This window comes from Streptomyces sp. NPDC049915, from assembly GCF_040656475.1.
Lineage (GTDB): Bacteria > Actinomycetota > Actinomycetes > Streptomycetales > Streptomycetaceae > Streptomyces.
Map to the genome: position 1 here is coordinate 160642 of NZ_JBFAMH010000010.1, position 19212 is coordinate 179853.

20 protein-coding genes are annotated in these 19212 nt (G+C 72.0%); 12 read left to right on the forward strand and 8 right to left on the reverse strand.

The features are described from left to right. Positions 1-27: 27 nt before the first annotated feature. From AB0J12_RS19535 to AB0J12_RS19555, 5 genes are all read right to left on the reverse strand, one after another. Positions 28-891, reverse strand: a complete 864-nt coding sequence (locus tag AB0J12_RS19535; RefSeq protein ID WP_363265556.1) for a phosphatidylinositol-specific phospholipase C/glycerophosphodiester phosphodiesterase family protein — start codon at positions 889-891, stop codon at positions 28-30. A 163-nt stretch (positions 892-1054) separates the two neighbouring features. Beyond that, entirely contained in the window at positions 1055-2128 is a 1074-nt protein-coding gene (locus AB0J12_RS19540; RefSeq protein ID WP_363265557.1) for an acyl-CoA dehydrogenase family protein, read from the reverse strand. Continuing rightward, complete coding sequence (locus AB0J12_RS19545) at positions 2125-3306, reverse strand: acyl-CoA dehydrogenase family protein (protein WP_363265558.1); 1182 nt, start codon at positions 3304-3306, stop codon at positions 2125-2127. The genes AB0J12_RS19540 and AB0J12_RS19545 overlap by 4 nt, the downstream gene beginning before the upstream one ends. Further along, positions 3303-4268 (reverse strand): NADPH:quinone oxidoreductase family protein, encoded by a 966-nt coding sequence (locus AB0J12_RS19550; protein WP_363265559.1) that lies wholly within the window; start codon positions 4266-4268, stop codon positions 3303-3305. Before AB0J12_RS19550 ends, AB0J12_RS19545 begins: the two co-directional genes overlap by 4 nt. Positions 4269-4352: 84 nt before the next feature. After that, positions 4353-4925, reverse strand: coding sequence for an XRE family transcriptional regulator (locus AB0J12_RS19555; RefSeq protein WP_363265560.1), 573 nt, complete (start codon positions 4923-4925; stop codon positions 4353-4355). Positions 4926-5010: 85 nt separating this feature from the next. Here AB0J12_RS19555 and AB0J12_RS19560 point away from each other — a divergent pair, with 85 nt between their 5' ends. The 5 genes from AB0J12_RS19560 (at position 5011) to AB0J12_RS19580 (ending at position 9790) form a co-directional block, all read left to right on the forward strand. After that, positions 5011-5943 carry an NAD(P)/FAD-dependent oxidoreductase gene (locus AB0J12_RS19560; protein WP_363265561.1) on the forward strand — a complete coding sequence of 311 codons (933 nt, stop codon included), beginning with the start codon at positions 5011-5013 and terminating at the stop codon, positions 5941-5943. A 127-nt stretch (positions 5944-6070) separates the two neighbouring features. Next, a complete protein-coding gene (locus AB0J12_RS19565) occupies positions 6071-7609 on the forward strand; it encodes an ATP-dependent DNA ligase (RefSeq protein ID WP_363265562.1) in 1539 nt (512 codons plus the stop codon). Beyond that, on the forward strand, positions 7606-8070 hold the full coding sequence (locus AB0J12_RS19570) for an NUDIX domain-containing protein (protein WP_363265563.1): 465 nt from the start codon (positions 7606-7608) through the stop codon (positions 8068-8070). Before AB0J12_RS19565 ends, AB0J12_RS19570 begins: the two co-directional genes overlap by 4 nt. A gap of 75 nt (positions 8071-8145) precedes the next feature. After that, a complete protein-coding gene (locus AB0J12_RS19575) occupies positions 8146-9540 on the forward strand; it encodes an NADP-dependent succinic semialdehyde dehydrogenase (protein ID WP_363265564.1) in 1395 nt (464 codons plus the stop codon). A 16-nt stretch (positions 9541-9556) separates the two neighbouring features. Continuing rightward, entirely contained in the window at positions 9557-9790 is a 234-nt protein-coding gene (locus AB0J12_RS19580; RefSeq protein WP_361626307.1) for a DUF6213 family protein, read from the forward strand. 173 nt (positions 9791-9963) lie between these two features. Here the strand turns inward: AB0J12_RS19580 and AB0J12_RS19585 are convergent, their stop codons facing one another. After that, a complete protein-coding gene (locus AB0J12_RS19585; protein ID WP_363265565.1) occupies positions 9964-11067 on the reverse strand; it encodes a hypothetical protein in 1104 nt (367 codons plus the stop codon). Between the two features lie 156 nt (positions 11068-11223). Next, positions 11224-12453, reverse strand: a complete 1230-nt coding sequence (locus AB0J12_RS19590; protein ID WP_363265566.1) for an acyl-CoA dehydrogenase family protein — start codon at positions 12451-12453, stop codon at positions 11224-11226. A 171-nt stretch (positions 12454-12624) separates the two neighbouring features. On the opposite strand from AB0J12_RS19590, the gene AB0J12_RS19595 reads away from it, so the two are divergent. Further along, complete coding sequence (locus AB0J12_RS19595) at positions 12625-13272, forward strand: TetR family transcriptional regulator (RefSeq protein ID WP_363265567.1); 648 nt, start codon at positions 12625-12627, stop codon at positions 13270-13272. A gap of 21 nt (positions 13273-13293) precedes the next feature. Here the strand turns inward: AB0J12_RS19595 and def are convergent, their stop codons facing one another. Continuing rightward, a complete protein-coding gene (gene def / locus AB0J12_RS19600) occupies positions 13294-13833 on the reverse strand; it encodes a peptide deformylase (RefSeq protein WP_363265568.1) in 540 nt (179 codons plus the stop codon). Between the two features lie 162 nt (positions 13834-13995). On the opposite strand from def, the gene AB0J12_RS19605 reads away from it, so the two are divergent. From AB0J12_RS19605 to AB0J12_RS19630, 6 genes are all read left to right on the forward strand, one after another. Next, entirely contained in the window at positions 13996-15234 is a 1239-nt protein-coding gene (locus AB0J12_RS19605; protein ID WP_363265569.1) for a MurT ligase domain-containing protein, read from the forward strand. Positions 15235-15251: 17 nt separating this feature from the next. Further along, positions 15252-15980 (forward strand): glutamine amidotransferase, encoded by a 729-nt coding sequence (locus AB0J12_RS19610; protein ID WP_363265571.1) that lies wholly within the window; start codon positions 15252-15254, stop codon positions 15978-15980. Between the two features lie 189 nt (positions 15981-16169). Further along, positions 16170-17195: a 6-phosphofructokinase gene (locus AB0J12_RS19615; RefSeq protein WP_363265572.1), complete on the forward strand. Its 1026-nt coding sequence runs from the start codon at positions 16170-16172 to the stop codon at positions 17193-17195. A gap of 101 nt (positions 17196-17296) precedes the next feature. Then, on the forward strand, positions 17297-18247 hold the full coding sequence (locus tag AB0J12_RS19620; protein ID WP_363265573.1) for a cytochrome c oxidase assembly protein: 951 nt from the start codon (positions 17297-17299) through the stop codon (positions 18245-18247). Positions 18248-18350: 103 nt separating this feature from the next. Beyond that, positions 18351-18533, forward strand: coding sequence for a hypothetical protein (locus tag AB0J12_RS19625; protein ID WP_361626337.1), 183 nt, complete (start codon positions 18351-18353; stop codon positions 18531-18533). Between the two features lie 56 nt (positions 18534-18589). Beyond that, a complete protein-coding gene (locus AB0J12_RS19630) occupies positions 18590-19093 on the forward strand; it encodes an Lrp/AsnC family transcriptional regulator (RefSeq protein ID WP_363265574.1) in 504 nt (167 codons plus the stop codon). The last annotated feature ends 119 nt before the right edge of the window (positions 19094-19212 follow it).

The following is a 19212-nucleotide window of genomic DNA, read 5'->3' on the forward strand; positions in this document are numbered from 1 at the left end:
GCTGACGTGTCCCCCGAACGGGTGGTGTCACCGAGTGCGGTGGGTATCCAGGAAGGTTTCCGCTCCGGCGAGGTCGTCGGTGTTGAGGTAATCGACGCCGGCGGCGAGCAGTTCCGTCCACAGGGCGTCGCGGGCGGGGCCGGGTGTGTCGGGGGTGGCCCAGAACCGCACCTGCTGCCCGCGCGCGTGCGCCTGCGCGACGATGCCGCGCAGCTTGGCCCGCTCGGTGTCGGGGAAGGCGCCGGCCCCCTGCCAGGTGAAGTTCAGCGTCCAGTTGTCACTGATCAGCGGGATGAAGGAGGCGGATGCTGAGCCGCCGAGGTCGGTGAGCCGGCCGTCGTAGAAGGCGTGCCGGACGGTCTGTGCCTCCATCGGGATGCGCGCCGCCCGGTCGCCGGAGACGACCGCGGTGACCGGGCCCGGGTGGACGCGGCCGTGGGCGCAGGTGGTGAACAGGTGCCGGTAGCGGCTGAGGTGGCGGTCGAGTTCCCGGTAGGTGGAGGAGCCCTCGGTCTTGATGTCGATGAGCAGCTGCAGCGGCTTGCGGTAACCGCGGTAGACGGAGCCGCCCTGGGCGCGGACGCGGGCGGCGAGCGGGGCGAGGTAGAGGGACTCCAGAGTGCGGGACGGGTCGAGGTCGACCGGGTCGTGGGCGACGAGGAGCTGGTCGCCGACGAGGAAGATGTCGGCCTCGACGCTGCCGAAGCGGTGGTCGAGCGCGTCCAGGAGGGGGCGCGGGTGCACGTAGTCGTTGTGGGCGTGCGCGTGCCACAACGGGCGGGGCCCGCGGCGCTGTTCACCGGCAGACGCCTGTGTCGCGGGCAGCGCGAGGGTGCCGGCGAGGGCGGCGCCAAGAGTGGTGAGGGCTCTGCGGCGGGTGGTGAGGGCCATGCTCTGCCTCCCTTGAGGTCGGATGGGACCGGGGAGAGTATGCGTGCCCTCACGCTGCAAGGTACTTGGCTGAGCGGGGAGTTGGCGCGTTGTTCACTTCTCGTGGCCGGACAGGCGAAAGCCCGCCCCCGGTGAGGGGACGGGCTTTACGCACGGCGGCGCGTCAGGGCGCCTGGAGGTCCACCAGAGCGGCCAGCGCCTCGCGGTGCGCCCCGGCCGTGCCGTAGGCGATCGCATCGGCCTTGGCCCGCTTGAGGTACAGGTGGATCGGATGCTCCCAGGTCATGCCGATACCGCCGTGGAGTTGCAGCGCCTCCTCGGCGGCGTGAACGGCGACGGGCGCGGCGTAGGCCTGGGCGACGGCGACCGTCACGTCGGTGTCCGTACCCGTCGCGAGGGCGTCGGCGGCGCCGCGGGCGGCCGCCCGGAGGTTGACGACTTCCAGCCACAGCTGGGCGAGCCGGTGCTTGAGCGCCTGGAAGCCGCCGACGGGCCGGTTGAACTGCTTGCGCTCCTTCAGGTAGCGCACGGTCTCGGTCAGCGTCCAGTCGGCGACGCCCAGTTGCTCGGAGGCGAGCAGTCCGGCCGCGGCACGCAGGGCCCGGCGTACGGCGGGTCCGGCGTCGCCGAGTCGGCGGCCGGAAGCGCCGTCCAGCCGTACCGTCGCCACCGGGCGGGTCAGGTCAAGCGACACCTGGGCGGTGACCGTGGCGGCGTCCGCGTCCACGGCGTACAGTCCGCCGTCCTCGCCCGGCACGAGCAGGACGTCGGCGGCCGAGGCATCGGCGATGCCCGTCAACTCACCGTGCAGCAGGCCGTCTTCCACGCGGACGGCGGGGAAGGCCGCGCCGGGCGCGAGGTGCAGGCCGACGGCGAGGGCGCCGATGGTGCGGCCGGAGGCCAGGGCGGTGAGCAGCTCGGCGTCGCCGCAGGCCAGCAGCGCCTCGGTGGCGACGACGGCACTGGTCAGGTACGGCACCGGCGCGACCGCGCGCCCCAGCTCCTCCAGGACGACGGCCACCTCGCGGTGCGAGGCGCCCTGACCGCCCTGCTCCTCGGGCACCAGCAGTCCGGCCAGGCCCATCGACTCGGCGAGGGACTTCCACAGGGCGCGGTCGTGCGGGGTGTCGCTCTCCACACGGGTGATCACGTCGGCCGGGGCGCAGTGGTCGGTGAGCAGGTCCCGGACCGCGGCCCGCAGCGCCTCTTCCTCCTCGGAGTAGAGCAGATCCGTCATCGGGCCAGGTCCTTCCAGGCGACGTCCTTGTCGGTGCGCGGCTCGGAGGGCAGCCCGAGGACGCGCTCGGCGACGATGTTGAGCAGGACCTCGCTGGTCCCGCCCTCGATGCTGTTGCCCTTGGAGCGCAGATAGCGGTAGCCGGCGTCCCGGCCGGTGAAGTCGACCAGCTCGGGGCGGCGCAGGGTCCAGTCGTCGTACAACAGGCCCTCTTCGCCGAGCAGTTCCACTTCCAGGCCGCTGATCTCCTGGTTGAGGCGGGCGAAGGCGAGTTTCATGCCGGCGCCCTCGGGGCCGGGCTGGCCGGCGACGAGCTGCTGACGCAGGCGTTCCGCGGTGAGCCGGGAGACCTCGGCCTCGACCCACAGCTTCAGCAGCCGCTGGTGCAGGTCGTGGGAGCGCAGGCCGGGGCGTTCGCGCCAGGTCTTCGCGACCTTGCCGATCATGCCGCCCTCGCGGGGCAGGGCCATGCCGCCGATGGCCACGCGCTCGTTGTTGAGCGTGGTCTGCGCGACCCGCCAGCCGTCGCCGACCTCGCCGAGGCGGTGGGCGTCGGGGATGCGGACGTCGGTGAGGAAGACCTCGTTGAACTCGGCCTCGCCGGTGATCTGGCGCAGCGGCCGGACGTCGACGCCGGGGTCGGTCATGTCGCAGGCGAAGTAGGTGATGCCGGCGTGCTTGGGCACGTCGGGGTCGGTGCGGGCGATAAGGATGGCCCAGCGGGCGTTGTGCGCGCCGGACGTCCACACCTTCTGCCCGTTGACGACCCACTGGTCGCCCTCGCGGACGGCACGGGTGCCGAGCGCGGCCAGGTCGGAGCCGGCGCCGGGCTCGCTGAACAGCTGGCACCAGACCTCCTCCCCGGTCCACAGGGGCCTCAGGAAGCGCTGCTTCTGCTCGTCGGTGCCGTACTTGAGGATCGTCGGCGCGGCCATGCCGAGGCCGATGCCGTTGCGGCGCGGCTCGTTGTCGGGGGCGCCGGCGGCGGCCAGTTCGGCGTCCACGACACCCTGGAGGGAGCGGGGGGCGCCGAGGCCACCGAGACCCTCGGGGTAATGGACCCAGGCGAGACCGGCGTCGAAGCGGGCCCGCAGGAAGTCGAGGCGGTCGGTCGTGGCGGGCGGGTGCGCGGCCAGGAACTCCCGGGTCCGGCGGCGCAGTTCCTCGGCGTCGGTCATGCTGCTCCCTCCATCACCACGGCGATCCGGCCGGTGCTCAGGCCGTCCGCCACCTTCTGCACGCCGGCCGCGGCCTCGTCCAGCGGCACCCGCTCGCTCACCAGCGGCTTGATCGCGCCCCGGGCGGCCAGCTCGGTGAGCTGCTCGTGGCACTGCTGCACGAGCTTGGGGTTCTTGGTGTTGTACAGACCCCAGTGCAGGCCGAGGATCGAGTAGTTCTTCACCAGGGCGTGGTTGAGGCCGGGGCTCGGGATGGTGCCGCTCGCGAAGCCGACGACGACGATCCGGCCCTCGAAGGCGACCACCTTGGTGGACTGGGTGTACGCCTCCCCGCCGACCGGGTCGTAGATCACGTCGGCGCCGCGGCCGCCGGTGGCCTCCTTGACGGCGGCGACGACGTCCTCGGCGCGCCGGTCGACCACCACGTCACAGCCCAGTTCCCGGGCGACGGCGGCCTTCTCGGCGCCGCCCACGACACCGATGACGGTGGCGCCGGCGGCCTTGCCGAGCTGTACGGCCGCGCTGCCGACCCCTCCGGCGGCGGCGTGGACGAGCAGGGTCTCGCCGGCCTGGAGCGCGGCCCGGCGGTGCAGGCCGAACCAGCCGGTCTGGTAGCCGATGTGCAGGGCGGCCGCCTCCGCGTCGTCCAGCGCGTCGGGCGCGGGCAGCAGGGCGGCGGCGTCCGCGGCGGCGTACTCGGCGAAACCGCCGTACGGCAGGGCCGGATTGGCGATCACGCGGCGGCCGTCCTCGGTCTCGCCGCAGATCTCCACACCCGGCGTGAACGGCAGCGGCGGACGGATCTGGTACTGGCCCCGGCACAGCAGGGCGTCGGGGAAGTTGATGTTCGCGGCGCGCACCCTGAGCAGGACCTGGCCGTCGCCGGGCGTGGGACGCTCGACGTCCTCGAGGCGCATCACCTCGCTCGGCTCACCGTTCTCGTGCACCTGCCATGCCTGCATGCGGAGCCTCCACAAGACTGCGTCGTCCGACCGGTTCCCCACATACTAAGCGGTCGCTTGCCCATCAGGGAACAGTCAGGTGCGTCACCCCCGCTTCGACCTCGCCCGTACGTGCATCCGCTCCCCCTGCGGACCGAAGAGGCTGAGGAACTCCACCGGCCCCTCCCCCGTCGAACCGAACCAGTGCGGCACCCGGGTGTCGAACTCGGCGGCCTCCCCCGGCGTGAGCACGACGTCGTGCTCGCCCAGCACCAGGCGCAGCCTCCCGGACAGCACGAACAGCCACTCGTAGCCCTCGTGCGTGCGCGGATCGGGCCGTTCGGCGCGCTGCGGCTGGACCATCTTGTAGGCCTGGAGCCCGCCGGGCTGCCGGCTCAGCGGGTACAGGGTGCGGCCACCCCGGGTGATCGGTTTCGCCCGCACCCGGGGGTCGCCGACCGGGGGCGCGCCGACCAGTTCGTCCAGCGGGACCTGGTGGGCCTGCGCGATCGGGAGCAGCAGCTCCAGGCTGGGTCTGCGCAGGCCGGACTCCAGCCGGGACAGCGTGGAGACGGAGATGCCGGTCGACTCGGAGAGAGCCGCCAGCGTCACCTCCCGCTCCTTGCGGATCCGTCGCAGTCTCGGGCCGACGCCCGCGAGTACCTCGTCCGTCGTCATGCCCCCATTGTGTCTTGCCGAACCGGCAAAGACGTTTGTCGTTTCCGGATCCTCCGGGTCACTGTCGGGGGCGGAGGTGGTCACCATGACCGAGACGTACGAAGTGGTCGTCGTCGGGGGCGGCGCGGCCGGACTGTCCGCCGCGCTGGTGCTGGGCAGGGCCCGGCGCCGCACGCTCGTCGTCGACGCGGGCGAGCCGCGCAACGCGCCCGCCGCTCACATGCAGGGGTTCCTGTCCCGGGACGGGATGCCGCCCGCCGAGTTCCTGGCCGTGGGCCGTGAGGAGATCGCCCGGTACGGCGTGGAACTGGTCCGGGACCGGGCGGTGGACGCGACGCGCGAGGACGGCGGCTTCGCCGTACGGATGGCCGGTGGCCGCAGCGTGCGCGCCCGGCACCTGGTGGTGGCCACGGGGCTGAAGGACGAGCTGCCGGACGTTCCCGGCGTCGCCGAGCGCTGGGGGCGGGACGTGCTGCACTGCCCGTACTGCCACGGCTGGGAGGTGCGCGACCAGGCGTTCGGCGTGCTGGCCACGAGTGCGCTCAGCGCGCACCAGGCGCTGATGGTCACCCAGTGGTCCAAGGACGTGACGTTCTTCCTGCACCGGGTGGCCGAGGAGGAACTGTCCGGCGACGACCTGCGCCGGCTGGCGGCGGCCGGGGTGACGGTGGTGCCGGGTGAGGTCGCGGGCCTGGTGATCGAGGACGACCGGCTGACCGGTGTACGACTCGACGACGGCGCGGTGCACGAGCGCGAGGTGCTCTTCGCCGCCCCGCGCGCGGTGCCGCGCACCGATCTACTCCGGCGGCTCGGCGCCGAGCTGCGCGAGACGCCGTTCGGCTCCTACCCGGTGATCGACGAACGCGGCCTGACGACCGTCCCCGGCCTGTGGGCGGCCGGCAACGCCTCCGGCTTCGCCGAACAGGTCATCAATGCGGCCAGCCGCGGCTACCGCGCGGGCGCGGCGATCAACGGCGAACTGCTCTTCACGGACCTGGACGCGGCGGCACGACGCTGAGGGGGCGCCGGTGGGGTGTGGCGGTACGACGCTGAGCGGGGCGCCGGCCCGGCCTGGCGGTACGGCACTGAGCCGCTGCGCCCGCCGTGCAGGTGTAGCCCGGCCTCGCCCGGTGCACCATGACTGCATGCTGTTGCACCGGCTCGCCCGTGTGTCCCAGGAGGTCGCCGCCACCTCCGCGCGGTCCCGCAAGACGGCCCTGCTGGCCGGGCTGTTCCGGGACGCGGAGGCGGAGGACGTCCCGATCGTCATTCCCTACCTCGCCGGGCGGCTGCCGCAGGGGCGGCTCGGGATCGGCTGGAAGGTGCTCGGCCAGGCCGTCGAACCGGCCGTCGAGCCCCGTCTGACCGTCCGCGAGGTGGACGCCCGGCTCACCGAGCTGGGCACCGTGTCGGGGCCCGGGTCGCAGGCCGAGCGGGCCCGGCTGGTCGGGGAGCTGATGGGCGCGGCCACCGAGGCCGAGCAGCGGTTCCTCGTCGGGCTGCTGACCGGCGAGGTCCGCCAGGGTGCCCTCGACGCGCTCGCCGTGGAGGGGCTGGCGGAGGCCACCGGCGCCCCGCCGGCGGACGTGCGGCGGGCCGTCATGCTGGCCGGGTCGCTGCAGACCGTCGCCGAGGCGCTGCTGGCCGAAGGCCCGGCCGCACTGGAGCGGTTCCGGCTGACCGTCGGCCGCCCGGTGCTGCCGATGCTCGCGCACACCGCGTCCTCGGTCGCCGAGGCGGTCGGCAAGCTGGGCGCCTGCGCGGTCGAGGAGAAACTGGACGGCATCCGGGTGCAGGTGCACCGCGACGGCGACGACGTACGGCTGTACACGCGCACCCTCGACGACATCACCGACCGGCTGCCGGAGCTGTCGCGGGCGGCCCGGGAGCTGCGCGGCGAGCGGTTCGTGCTCGACGGGGAGGTCATCGCCTTCGACGCGGACGGCCGTCCGCGCTCCTTCCAGGAGATCGCCGGGCGCGTCGGCTCCCGGGTGGACGTGGCGACGGCCGCCCGCGAGGTCCCCGTCTCCCCCGTCTTCTTCGACGTACTGGCGGTCGACGGCCGCGACCTACTCGACCTGCCGTTCACCGAACGGCACGCGGAGCTGGCCCGGCTGGTGCCGGAGCCGATGCGGGTGCGGCGCACCGTGACGCAGGGGCCGGACGACGTGCCGGAGGCGGAACGCTTCCTCGCCGAGACCCTGGAACGCGGCCACGAGGGCGTCGTCGTCAAGGCCCTCGACGCTCCCTACAGCGCGGGCCGGCGCGGCGCCGCCTGGCTGAAGGTCAAGCCCGTGCACACCCTGGACCTGGTCGTCCTGGCCGCCGAGTGGGGCCACGGCCGCCGCACCGGCAAGCTGTCCAACCTGCACCTGGGCGCCCGCACCGCCGACGGCGGCTACGCCATGCTCGGCAAGACCTTCAAGGGCATGACCGACGCGATGCTCGCCTGGCAGACCGAGCGGCTTCAGGAGCTGGCCGTCGAGCACAAGGGCTGGGGCGTGACCGTGCGCCCCGAACTCGTCGTCGAGATCGCCTACGACGGGCTGCAGCGCTCCACCCGCTACCCGGCCGGCGTCACGCTGCGCTTCGCCCGCGTCCTGCGCTACCGCGAGGACAAGCGCCCCGAGGACGCCGACACCGTCGACATCCTGCTCGCCGCCCACCCGGAGGTGCGCCCGTGACGGCGAAGCACAGCGCCGGACTGCTGCTGTTCCGCCGCACGCCGGAGGGCCTCGAAGTGCTCCTCGGTCATATGGGCGGCCCGTACTTCGCGAAGAAGGACGCCGGCGCGTGGACCGTCGTCAAGGGCGAGTACGACCCCGACGAGCCCGCCTGGGACGCCGCGCGCCGCGAGTTCCGGGAGGAGCTGGGCATCGCTCCACCGGACGGGGAGGCCGTACCGCTCGGCGAGGTGCGGCAGACCGGCGGCAAGGTGGTCACGGTGTGGGCGGTCGAGGCGGACCTCGATCCGGCCGGCATCACCCCCGGCACGTTCGTCATGGAGTGGCCGCCGCGCTCCGGGAGGATGCGGGAGTTCCCGGAGCTGGACCGGGTGGCGTGGTTCACCCTGGACACGGCGCGCAAGGTGATCGTCCGCGCCCAGGCGGCGTTTCTCGACCGCTTGGCGGAGCACTCGACCTGAGCAGATGCGTACACGTTGCGGTCGCCCCGGCCGCGCGCGAAGGTCTAAGCACACCCGCTCCGAGGGAGGTCGGTCATGCCCATCGCAACGGTGAATCCTGCGAACGGTGAGACGCTCAAGACGTACGAGGCGATGGACGAGGAGGAGATCGAGCGCCGGCTCCAGCTCGCCGAGGCCACCTTCCGCACCTATCGCACCACCGGCTTCGCCGACCGCGCCCGTCTGCTGACCAAGGCCGCGGACCTGCTGGACGCCGACCAGCAGGAGACCGGCCGCATGCTGACCACGGAGATGGGCAAGCCGATCAAGCAGGCGCGTGCGGAGGTCGCCAAGTGCGCCAAGGCGATGCGCTGGTACGCCGAGAACGCGGAGGCCCTCCTCGCCGACGAGGAGCCCGCCGACACGGACGTGAAGGACTCCGGGGCGGCGCGGGTGCGGGTGCGCTACCGGCCGCTCGGCCCGGTGCTGGCGGTGATGCCGTGGAACTTCCCGCTGTGGCAGGTGGTGCGGTTCGCGGCGCCCGCGCTGATGGCGGGCAACGTCGGGCTGCTCAAGCACGCCTCGAACGTCCCGCTGACGGCCCTGTACCTGGAGGACCTGTTCCACCGGGCGGGCTTCCCGGAGGGCTGCTTCCAGACGCTGCTGATCGGTTCGGCGCAGGTCGACGACGTCCTGCGGGACGAGCGGGTCAGGGCGGCGACGCTCACCGGCAGCGAGCCGGCGGGGCGGGCGGTCGCCTCCACCGCCGGGGAGATGATCAAGAAGACGGTGCTGGAGCTGGGCGGCAGCGACCCGTACGTCGTGATGCCGTCCGCCGATCTGGACCGGGCGGCCGAGGTCGCCGTCACCGCGCGCGTGCAGAACAACGGCCAGTCCTGCATCGCCGCGAAGCGGTTCATCGTGCACACGGACGTCTACGACGCCTTCGCGGAGAAGTTCGTGGCCGCGATGCGGGCTCTGAGGGTCGGCGACCCGATGGACGAGGACACCGACGTCGGGCCGCTGGCCAGCGAGCAGGGCCGTGACGACCTGGAGGAGCTGGTCGACGACGCCACCCGCAGCGGGGCGAGCGCGCTGTGCGGCGGTCATCGGCTGCGCCGGCCCGAACTGCCCGGCTGGTACTACCCGCCGACCGTGCTCGCCGGGGTGACGCGGGAGATGCGCATCCACCGTGAGGAGGCGTTCGGACCGGTCGCCACGCTGTACCGGGCGAGCGACCTGGACGAGGCGGTGCTGATCGCCAACGATTCGCCGTTCGGCTTGAGTTCGAATGTGTGGACGCGCGACGAGGCCGAGGTCGACCGGTTCGTCAGGGACCTGGAGGCGGGCAGCGTGTTCGTCAACGGCATGACGGCCTCGCACCCGGCGTTCCCGTTCGGCGGGATCAAACGATCGGGGTACGGGCGTGAGCTGTCCGGGCACGGAATCCGCGAGTTCTGCAACATCACCACCGTGTGGCAGGGTGCGTGAGGCTACGATCCCATTCGTGAACCGCGAAGTGACTCTGCCCCTGATCGTCGACGACCGCGGGAACCTCCAGGTGACCGCGGCCGACGTGAGCAAACTGCTCCGCACGGTCGGCACGCGGTGGGTGCGGCTCGTGGAGGCCGGGGAGAGCGGACTCGACGAGGACACGGTGGCCGCACTGACCATCGAGCTCGCCAAGCTCGCCGATCGCATCGACGTGGCCTGCATCGCGCACAGCAGCGGCGCGCCGTAAGGCTTCCTCGGACGGGCCGCCCGTGCGTCGGACCGGCTGCCCGAGCACCGTACGGAACATCGCCGCGTACGCCTCCGCGGACCCGGATCGGCCGCCGCGCCTTCGGCTGGGTGGCCGAAGGCGCGGCGGCCTGCGGGGCGCATGACGTCCTTCCGCGGGCCTGCCGGAGCCGCTCAGCTGCATGCGTAGCCGACGGGCGGGATCCAGCGCTTGCCGTCGCCGGGTGTGCCCTGGGTGGGGTGGTAGGCGAGCGGGGCCAGCAGTGTTCCGGCCTGGGTCTCGTTGCGGGTGCCGCGCCACAGGTCGACGATCTGCCAGGGCCGCCCGTTGAGGACCGTGACGGTACGGGGCTGACCGCCGCAGGACGTGCCGTTGACGACACGCCGCCCGTAGACGGGAGCGCCCCAGCCGACGTTGCCGGGCGCGGTCCATCCGGAGTACAGCGAGGGCGCGGTGGCGTAGCTGGTCGGGGTGCCGGCGCAGTAGCCGCAGCCCTGGTCGGAGTAGGTGAGCACGTAGGTGCGGTGTTCGGCGTTCCAGAAGCCGCCGGGGCCCTCGATGTGGGTGAGGCCGGCGACGCCCTGGACGCCGACGCCGGTGCCGCCGTCGCCCCTGGTGTTGAGTTCCTCGATGTTGAGGGCGGTCTCCCTCGGCATGGTGCACACGATCGCCGGGCGGGTGCCGGACCGTTCGATGATGCCGAAGTCCCCGTTGCCGGCGCAGACGTCGAGCGTCGGCTTGGTGTAGGTGCCGTTCGCGGCGCTCGGCCCGCACGGGCCGGCCGGGCCGGCGCAGGTCATGACGTTGTAGGCATTGACCTTGAATTCGGTGTGGTGCCGGGGTGCGTTGAACCACAGCAGGAAAGCGCCGTCGTTCAGGCCCCAGCCGGTGCGCCGGATCATGCGCGGGTTGAAGCAGCCCTGTCCGGTCCCACCGCACGTGGCCTGCCAGCTGCGCTTCGCGTACGGGTCCTCGGAGTCGGGGGCGAACAGCGGCCTGGGCGCGCTCCACGGGCCTTGCGGGCGGCTCGCCGTGGACACGCCGAAGCCGCACCAGGGCGTGTTGTTCACGTACCACTCGAAGCCGCAGGCGTACATCGAGCCGTACATGTAGTAGGTGTTGCCGAAGCGTTTGACGGTGGCGTCGTGCAGGTCGAGCCCCTCGATCACGAAGGGGCGGGGAGCGGCTGCACCGGCGAGCGCCGGGGAACCGGCGCCGAGGAGCGCGGCGGCGGCGAGGATGACCGTGGCCAGGATGGCGCGGACACGAGCGGGCACGCCTGACCTCCTTTCGGGAGGCCGACCCTACCGGCGCTGATCGCTGACTGATCGTCATGAACCGGCAACTGCACCCGTTCCAGCGATGCGTCAGGACGCCGGAAAGCCCCCCGGCGGTGCCGAGGGGCTATCGAGGAAGCGTCCGCTGACGGGTGGTCAGCGGATCGGCATCCCGGCGAGGGTGCGGGCGATGACCAGGCGCTGGATCTCGCTCGTGCCCTCGAAGATCGTGTAGATCGCGCTGTCGCGGTGCATGCGCTCCACCGGGTACTCCCGGGTGTAGCCGTTGCCGCCGAGGATCTGGATGGCCTGGGCGGTGACCTTCTTGGCGGTCTCGCTGGCGAACAGCTTGGACATGGACCCCTCGGCCGCGGTGAACGGCTTGCCGTTGACCGCCATCCAGGAGGCGCGCCACACCAGCAGCCGGGCCGCGTCGATCTGGGTGCGCATGTCGGCGAGCTGGAAGGCGACGCCCTGGTTGTCGATGATCGGGCGGCCGAACTGCTCGCGGGTCTTCGCGTAGTCGAGGGCGACCTCGTACGCGGCACGGGCGGTGCCGACGGCCATGGCGCCGACGGCCGGGCGGGACGCCTCGAAGGTGGCCATCGCCGCGTTCTTGACGCGCTCACCGCCGCCCTGCTTGGCCTTCTCGCGGGCCCGGGCCAGGCGCTCGTCCAGCTTCTGCTTGCCGCCGAGCAGGCAGGAGCCGGGCACGCGCACGTTGTCGAGGATGACCTCGGCGGTGTGCGAGGCGCGGATGCCGTGCTTCTTGAACTTCTGGCCCTGGGCGAGGCCCGGGGTGCCGGGCGGGATGATGAAGGACGCGTGGCCCTTGGAGCCCAGCTCCGGGTCGACGACGGCGACGACGACGTGGACGTTGGCGATGCCGCCGTTGGTCGCCCAGGTCTTCGTGCCGTTGATCACCCACTCGTCCTTGGCCTCGTCGTAGACGGCCCGGGTGCGCATGGAGGCGACGTCGGAGCCGGCGTCGGGCTCGGAGGAGCAGAACGCGGCGACCTTGACGTCGTCGGCATCGCCGTACATCTGCGGGATCCAGGTGCCGATCTGCTCCTCGGTGCCGTTGGCGAGGACGCCCACGGCGGCGAGGCCGGTGCCGACGATCGACAGCGCGATGCCCGCGTCACCCCAGAACAGCTCCTCCATGGCCATGGGGATGCCGAGGCCGGTGGGGTCGAAGTACTGCTGCGCGTAGAAGTCGAGGGAGTAAATACCGACCTTCGCGGCCTCCTGGATGACCGGCCAGGGAGTCTCCTCACGCTCGTCCCATTCGGCGGCCGCGGGGCGGATCACATCGGCTGCGAAGCCATGGAGCCAGTCCCGGACCTCCTTCTGTTCGTCGTTGAGCTCCATGGTGAACTCGGCCATGTCCCCTCCAGCGGCGACGCACGTGCGTGTTACTTGCGGTAACAGGAGTCTGTTACCGGCGGGTAGGAAAAGTCAACTCCCGATGGCCCGTCGGCAGCCCGTTCGAGGCGAAGGGCGGAGGGTGTTAGTTTGCGCAGGCGTCACCGATTCAGGCATGGGTGGGGAGAGGGCATGGACACCACGCAGCGGACCGAGCAGCAGCGGTCCGCCGACCGCCGGCGGCGGGAGCTGCTCGAGGCAGCCGACCGGGTGGTGCTGCGCGACGGCCCCCAGGCCTCGATGAACGCCATCGCCGCCGAGGCCGGGATCACCAAGCCCATCCTCTACCGGCACTTCGGCGACAAGGGCGGCCTGTACGCGGCGCTCGCCAAGCGGCACACGGACGCGCTCCTCGACTCGCTGCGGGCGGCCCTGGACGCCCCGGCCGAGCGCCGGGAGCGCGTGGAGTCCACGCTCGACACCTATCTGGCGGCGATCGAGGCACGCCCGCAGGTGTACCGGTTCCTGATGCATCCGGCGGAGGGTGGCGGCGCCCCGGGCGACCAGGGTTTCGACGTCGGCAAGCACTCGGCGCCGCTGCTGCGGCGGATGGGCGAGGAGCTGGCCCAGGTCATCGAGGAGCGCGTCGACCTCGGCCCGGACAGCCGCCAGCTCGCCCGGGTCTGGGGCCACGGCATCGTCGGCATGATGCACGCGGCCGGCGACTGGTGGCTCGGCGAACGCCCCTGTGACCGGCGGCAGTTGGTCCGCTCCCTGGCCGACCTGCTGTGGGGCCGCCTGGCAGCGGCGGGCGACAAGGTGGGCGGCCCGGGCTTCTGACGGCACCGCAGGAGACGGCGCTCAGCGGTGCCAGGGCGCACCGGCCACCTGGCGCATGAGCTTGCGCCTGCGCCACCCTGTGAGGTGGTCGGCGTACAGCGTCCCCTCCAGGTGGTCCGTCTCATGCTGCAGACACCGGGCGAAGAACCCCGTCCCGTGCACGGTGACCGGCTCCCCGGTCACCGTGAACCCCTCGACCACCGCATGGTCGTAGCGCTCGGTGCCCGCTTCCAGGCCCGGCAGGGACAGACACCCCTCCGGCCCCCGCAGCGACACCCCCTCGGCCTCGACCAGCCGTGGATTCACCATATGTCCCAGATGTCGGACATCGTCGTCGTCCGGGCAGTCGTAGACGAAGACCCTCAGGTCCACCCCGACCTGGTTCGCGGCCAGCCCCACCCCCCGCGCCGCGTACATCGTGGCGAACAAGTCCTCCACCAGGGCGGCCAGTTCCGGGCCGAAGTCGGTAACCTCCCGGCACGGCCGGCGCAGAACCGGGTCGCCGAGCAGGGTGAGGGGCCGGACGCGCCCGCGGGCGCCCGGGATCGAGCCGTGTCGCATGGCGGAAAGGGTACGGTCACCGGTAGCCCCCGCCCGCCGCGCAGGTGTGGGCCGTGGTTCGGGAGTGCGAATGGATCTCGATAGGCTGATGCCCACACCACGTGGCCGTCAGGCTTCAAAGGCTTCGAGGCGCGGCGCGTACGCAAGGAGGATCGAGAACTGATGGCAGGCAACTCGGACCCGCTCACGCCGCGGGCCAAGCTGGCCGTGACCGCGGGCAAGGCGGTCGCGGCGGCATCGCGCGCAGCGGGGCGCGGCAGCGGTTCGGTGATCGGCGGCCGGGTCGCCCTCAGGCTCGACCCCGACCTGCTCGCCAAGCTCGCCCAGAACCTGGACGTGATCCTTGTCTCGGCGACCAACGGCAAGACCACGACGACCCGGCTTATCGCCGAGGCGCTGCGCGCGGCCGGTCCGGTCGTCTCCAACGCGCTCGGCGCGAACATGCCGGCCGGCATCACCTCCGCCCTCGCGGGCGGTTCGGACGCCCGGTACGGCGTGATCGAGGTCGACGAGAAGTACCTCGCGGGCGTCGCCCGGGACACCGAACCCAAGTGCATCGCGCTGCTCAACCTCTCCCGCGACCAGCTGGACCGCGCGGCCGAGACCCGGATGCTCGCCGAGAACTGGCGTGAGGGTCTGGCCGGCACGAAGGCCGTCGTCGTCGCGAACTGCGACGACCCCCTGGTGGTGTGGGCCGCGTCCTCCTCCCCCAACGTGATCTGGGTGGCGGCGGGGCAGATGTGGAAGGACGACGCCTGGTCCTGCCCGTCCTGCGGCGGTGTGATGCAGCGCCCCGGCGACGACTGGTTCTGCGGCGAGTGCGGCTTCCGCCGTCCCGCGCCCAGCTGGGCCCTGCACGGCGAGCACGTGCTCGACCCGCACGGCTCCGCCTGGCCGATCCATCTGCAGCTGCCGGGCCGCGCCAACAAGGCCAACGCCGCCAGCTCCGCGGCCGTCGCCGCCGTCTTCGGGGTGCCGCCGCAGGTCGCGCTGGAGCGCATGTACCAGGTGCAGGCGGTCGCCGGACGCTACGACGTGGTCCAGTTCGAGGGCCGTGACCTGCGGCTGCTGCTGGCGAAGAACCCGGCCGGCTGGCTGGAGACGTTCTCGCTGATCGACCCGCCGCCGACCCCGGTGATCCTGTCGGTGAACGCACGCGGCGCCGACGGCACCGACACCTCCTGGCTGTGGGACGTCGACTACACGCGGCTGACCGGGCACCCGATCGTCGTGATCGGCGACCGGCGCCTGGACCTCGCGGTGCGCCTTGAGGTCGCGAACCAGCAGTTCCAGGTGTGCGACACCCTCGACCAGGCCGTGCAGCTGTGCCCGCCGGGCCGTATCGAGGTCATCGCCAACTACACCGCCTTCCAGGACCTGCGCCGCCGCGTCGGCAACTGACACTTCAGGGGACTTTTGTGAGCGACAACAGCCTGCGGGTCGTGTGGGTCTACCCCGACCTGCTCTCCACCTACGGCGACCAGGGCAACGTCCTCGTCGTCGAGCGCCGGGCGCGCCAGCGCGGCCTGGACGTGGCCCGGCTCGACGTGCGCAGCGACCAGCCGATCCCGACCTCCGGCGACATCTACCTGGTCGGCGGCGGCGAGGACCGCCCGCAGCGGCTCGCCGCCGAGCGGCTGCGCCGCGACGGCGGGCTGACCCGGGCGGTGGACAACGGCGCGATCGTGTTCTCCGTCTGCGCCGGCTACCAGATCCTCGGCCACGAGTTCATCAACGACCTCGGCCAGCGCGAGCCCGGCCTCGGCCTGCTCGACGTGGTCTCGGTGCGCGGCGAGGGCGCGCGGTGCGTCGGCGACGTGCTCGGGGACATCGACCCGCAGCTCGGCCTGCCGCCGCTGACCGGCTTCGAGAACCACCAGGGCGTCACCCACCTCGGCTCCACCGCCCGCGCCTTCGCACAGGTGCGCTTCGGCAACGGCAACGGCACGGGCGACGGCACGGAGGGCGCGTACAACGGCACCGTCTTCGGTACGTACATGCACGGGCCGGTGCTGGCCCGCAATCCGCTGATCGCCGACCTGCTGCTGAAGCTGGCGCTCGACGTCAACGCGCTGCCGCCGGTCGACGACCGCTGGTACGAGGCGCTGCGCGGCGAGCGCATCGCGGCGGCGCAGCAGCCCGCGTAGGTCTTGCCGCCACCCCGGTTTCGGCCGGGGTTCACCAGCCCGTCTGACGCCACGTCCGCACAGCTGAGCGGGGCGTTCCAGCAGGCGGACGCGTAGTGCTCCCCCGCCCCCCTGAGCCGCTAGGGTGGCGGGGATCGAGCCGGACAGCGCGGTCCGGTCCAGCCCTGGTGGAGAAGGTTGTTTCGGGCTATGCGCATTGGTGTCCTCACGTCCGGCGGCGACTGCCCCGGCCTGAACGCCGTCATCCGGTCGGTCGTGCACCGCGCCGTCGCCGACCACGGCGACGAGGTCATCGGCTTCCGGGACGGCTGGAAGGGCCTCCTGGAGTGCGACTACCTCAAGCTTGATCTCGACGCGGTGGGCGGCATCCTCGCCCGCGGCGGCACCATCCTCGGCTCCTCCCGGGTCCAGCCCTCGCATCTGCGGGACGGCGTGGAGCGGGCGAAGGGGCACGTGGCGGAGCTCGGGCTCGACGCGATCATCCCGATCGGCGGCGAGGGCACGCTCAAGGCGGCGCGGCTGATGTCCGACAGCGGGCTGCCGATCGTCGGCGTGCCGAAGACCATCGACAACGACATCGCTGTCACGGACGTCACGTTCGGCTTCGACACGGCGGTCGGGGTGGCGACGGAGGCCCTGGACCGGCTGAAGACCACCGCCGAGTCCCACCAGCGCGTGCTGGTCGTGGAGGTCATGGGCCGCCACACCGGGTGGATCGCCCTGCACTCCGGCATGGCGGCCGGCGCGCACGCGATCGTCGTCCCGGAGCGGCCCTTCGACATCGAGGAGCTGACGGCTCGGGTCGGCGAGCGGTTCGACGCGGGCAAGCGGTTCGCGATCGTCGTCGCGGCGGAGGGGGCGAAGCCCAAGGCCGGCTCGATGGACTTCGACGAGGGCGCCAAGGACATCTACGGACACGAGCGGTTCGCCGGCATCGCCCGTCAGCTGTCGGTCGAGCTGGAGCGACGGCTCGGCAAGGAAGCGCGGCCGGTGATCCTCGGGCATGTGCAGCGGGGCGGGACGCCGACGGCGTACGACCGGGTGCTGGCGACGCGGTTCGGGTGGCACGCGGTGGAGGCCGTGCACGCGGGCCGCTTCGGGCAGATGACGGCGTTGCGGGGCACCGACATCGTGATGGTGCCGTTGGCGGAGGCCGTCGAGACGCTGAAGACGGTGCCGGCGGAGCGGTACGTGGAAGCGGAGTGCGTCCTGTAGGGATGGGCGTCCCTGACCCCGGTCACAGAGGTGGCCGGGGTTCGCCGTACCCTGAGTGCCGACAGAAAACGCACAACCCCCCACGAATCAGGAGCCGGCGGATGGAGCACAGCGGGCACGGCATGGTCATGGATCTGCCGCCGTTCACGCTGGGACGTGGTCTTCAGTGGTCGGCGGACCCCTTCTTCCTCGTGGCCTGCCTGCTCGGCCTGGCGCTGTACTGCTGGGGGGTCCTGCGGCTGAAGCGGCGCGGCGACGCCTGGCCGGTGACCCGCACCGTGTCGTACGTGGTCGGCGTGGTGACCGTCGCCCTGATGATGTGCACCAAGCTGAACGACTACGGCATGGTCATGTTCTCCGTGCACATGGTGCAGCACATGGTGATCAGCATGCTGTCGCCGATCCTCATCCTGCTCGGTGCCCCGATCACCCTGGCCCTGCGCGCGCTGCCGACGGCCGGCCGGGGCCGCAAGGGGCCCCGTGAGCTGCTGCTGATGCTGCTGCACAGCCGGTACATGCGGATCATCACGCACCCGGCGTTCACGATCCCGCTGTTCATCGCCAGCCTGTACGCGCTGTACTTCTCGCCCCTGTTCGACTTCCTGATGGGCTCCAGGACGGGGCACGTCGCGATGATGGTGCACTTCCTGATGGTCGGCGTGGTCTTCTTCTGGCCGATCATCGGCGTGGACCCGGGCCCGCACCGGCCGGGGCACCTGATGCGGATGCTGGAGCTCTTCGCGGGCATGCCCTTCCACGCGTTCTTCGGCATCGCGCTGATGATGGCGTCGGAGCCGATGGTGGCGACCTTCAAGAACCCGCCGGCCTCGCTGGGCATCGACGCGCTGTCGGACCAGAACGCGGCGGGCGGCATCGCCTGGGCGTTCAGCGAGATCCCGTCGGTGCTGGTGCTGATCGCGCTGCTCTTCCAGTGGTACGGCTCCGAGCAGCGGCAGGCCCGCCGCACGGACCGCGCCGCCGACCGGGACGGCGACAAGGAGCTGGAGGCGTACAACGCCTACCTGGCGTCGCTGAACGCGCGCACCGACTGACGTGAGCCGAAGCGCCCGCACCGACTGATCGATGCAGCGCCGGGCACCGTCGCGCCGATCGGGGGCACCATGGAGGGGAGCCGACCATGAGGAGGGTGTCGCGATGCCCGGTTCCGTTCCCGGTTCCACGCCCGGTTCCACCAAGGCCATGGGGGCCGTCACCCTGGGCGGGCTGGTCGTCGTGACGGCGTACACGGTGGCCCTCGGAAGCAACGGCTGGCTGTGGTTCGGCTGGGTCGTGCTGGGCCTGATCACCCTCGGGATGGCCGCCACCCGCACCACCTGATCTCCCCCGGCCGGCGAACCCCCGGCGGTCGCGCGCACCCTGGATACAGTGCGGACATGAACAGCAGGCCCACCCCGTTCGACGACCTCGACCGGAAGATCGTCACCGCGCTCATGGACAACGCCCGCACGAGCTTCGCCGAGATCGGCGCGGCCGTCGGGCTGTCGGCGACGGCAGTGAAACGGCGCGTGGACCGGCTCCGCGAGACCGGGGTGATCACCGGGTTCACGGCCACGGTGAAGCCGTCGGCGCTGGGCTGGCGCACGGAGGCCTACGTCGAGGTGTACTGCGAGGGCGCGGCCCCGCCGCGGCGGCTGGCGGAGGTGGTAAGCAACCACCCGGAGATCACGGCGGCGATGACGGTGACCGGTGGGGCGGACGCCCTGCTGCATGTGCGGGCACGGGACGTGGAGCACTTCGAGGAGGTGCTGGAGCGCATCCGTACCGAGCCGTTCATCCGCAAGACGATCAGCGTGATGGTGCTGTCCCATCTCATCCCGGAGTCTCCCGAAGCGGGCGCCAACCAGGTCGCCCCGGACGGCGCAGCAGACGTGCGTTGAGCGGCCTCACAACGCAGGGATCCTGCGCGAACACGCAGCCGTTGTTGCTTGTCGTCCGTCCGCGTCAGTTTCTACCTTGGTGTCAACCCTCAGTCGACACCCCAGGAAGCGGAGGGACC

Excerpts from the sequence above, each read along its gene's own strand:
- AB0J12_RS19615 (WP_363265572.1), top strand. The coding sequence starts at position 16,170 with ATGCGCATTGGTGTCCTCACGTCCGGCGGCGACTGCCCCGGCCTGAAC.
- def (WP_363265568.1), bottom strand. The coding sequence starts at position 13,833 with ATGCGACACGGCTCGATCCCGGGCGCCCGCGGGCGCGTCCGGCCCCTC.
- AB0J12_RS19535 (WP_363265556.1), bottom strand. The coding sequence starts at position 891 with ATGGCCCTCACCACCCGCCGCAGAGCCCTCACCACTCTTGGCGCCGCC.
- AB0J12_RS19590 (WP_363265566.1), bottom strand. The coding sequence starts at position 12,453 with ATGGCCGAGTTCACCATGGAGCTCAACGACGAACAGAAGGAGGTCCGG.
- AB0J12_RS19625 (WP_361626337.1), top strand. The coding sequence starts at position 18,351 with ATGCCCGGTTCCGTTCCCGGTTCCACGCCCGGTTCCACCAAGGCCATG.
- AB0J12_RS19550 (WP_363265559.1), bottom strand. The coding sequence starts at position 4,268 with ATGCAGGCATGGCAGGTGCACGAGAACGGTGAGCCGAGCGAGGTGATG.
- AB0J12_RS19545 (WP_363265558.1), bottom strand. The coding sequence starts at position 3,306 with ATGACCGACGCCGAGGAACTGCGCCGCCGGACCCGGGAGTTCCTGGCC.
- AB0J12_RS19555 (WP_363265560.1), bottom strand. The coding sequence starts at position 4,925 with ATGACGACGGACGAGGTACTCGCGGGCGTCGGCCCGAGACTGCGACGG.
- AB0J12_RS19565 (WP_363265562.1), top strand. The coding sequence starts at position 6,071 with ATGCTGTTGCACCGGCTCGCCCGTGTGTCCCAGGAGGTCGCCGCCACC.
- AB0J12_RS19540 (WP_363265557.1), bottom strand. The coding sequence starts at position 2,128 with ATGACGGATCTGCTCTACTCCGAGGAGGAAGAGGCGCTGCGGGCCGCG.
- AB0J12_RS19630 (WP_363265574.1), top strand. The coding sequence starts at position 18,590 with ATGAACAGCAGGCCCACCCCGTTCGACGACCTCGACCGGAAGATCGTC.
- AB0J12_RS19595 (WP_363265567.1), top strand. The coding sequence starts at position 12,625 with ATGGACACCACGCAGCGGACCGAGCAGCAGCGGTCCGCCGACCGCCGG.
- AB0J12_RS19560 (WP_363265561.1), top strand. The coding sequence starts at position 5,011 with ATGACCGAGACGTACGAAGTGGTCGTCGTCGGGGGCGGCGCGGCCGGA.
- AB0J12_RS19575 (WP_363265564.1), top strand. The coding sequence starts at position 8,146 with ATGCCCATCGCAACGGTGAATCCTGCGAACGGTGAGACGCTCAAGACG.
- AB0J12_RS19620 (WP_363265573.1), top strand. The coding sequence starts at position 17,297 with ATGGAGCACAGCGGGCACGGCATGGTCATGGATCTGCCGCCGTTCACG.
- AB0J12_RS19605 (WP_363265569.1), top strand. The coding sequence starts at position 13,996 with ATGGCAGGCAACTCGGACCCGCTCACGCCGCGGGCCAAGCTGGCCGTG.